Below are 655 nucleotides of genomic sequence, written 5' to 3'. Positions count from 1 at the left end.
CTGTTCGTGGACACGGGCACGAAGTCCTGCCGGTGCATCACCTGGGGCACGTGGTGGGCAGAGATGCTCCGCCAGTGGGAGATGCCGGTGGCGCAGTGCTTGTAGCCGCCGGAGTAGCCGCCATAGGGGTTGCCCTGGGTGTGGCCGATGAGCACCGCCACGTCCGCGTCATAGACGTACTTGTTCATGATCACGTGGTCCCCCTGGGCGGTGTAGCCCAGGTCCACCAGGTGGTCGTAGTCCTCGCTGTCGTGGCTGGTGATCTGGCCGGTGGGGTAGAACTCGCCGAACAGCTCGGGGCCCAGGATGGTCTGCATCTCGGCCACGGTGGCCCGGGGGTGCAGGCCGTTGGAGAACAGCAGCAGCACGTCCTTCTGCTCCACCCCGGCGGCGTACAGCTCGTCCAGGCAGGCACGGATGGCCACCTTCCGGTGGCTGGTAGGCTGGTTGCCCCCCTTGACGATGTCCGGAATGACGATGACCACCGACTTGCCCGGCCCGGCCAGCTCCTTCAGCGGGGGCATGCCGATGGGGTTGCGGATGGACGCCAGGGTAGCGGCGTACAGGCTGTCCCAGTCCTGGGGCAGACAGGGCGGATCCGCTACCGTCTCCCCGGGGATGAAGATGTCCGTGCTGTCGGGCAGCTCCGCGCCCA

1 protein-coding gene is annotated in these 655 nt (G+C 67.3%); it reads right to left on the bottom strand.

Annotation, left to right across the window (positions count from 1 at the left end; all coding sequences use genetic code 11):
* Positions 1-655: lactate racemase domain-containing protein (locus ACESY8_RS19720; RefSeq protein ID WP_152970546.1), on the bottom strand; the 655-nt coding region annotated here is incomplete at both ends.

The organism is Clostridium sp. ATCC BAA-442 (genome assembly GCF_964239415.1).
GTDB classification, from domain to species: domain Bacteria; phylum Bacillota; class Clostridia; order Oscillospirales; family Oscillospiraceae; genus Flavonifractor; species Flavonifractor plautii.
The sequence above is the reverse complement of the archived record's forward strand: the minus strand, read 5'-3'. Positions and strand labels throughout refer to the sequence as shown.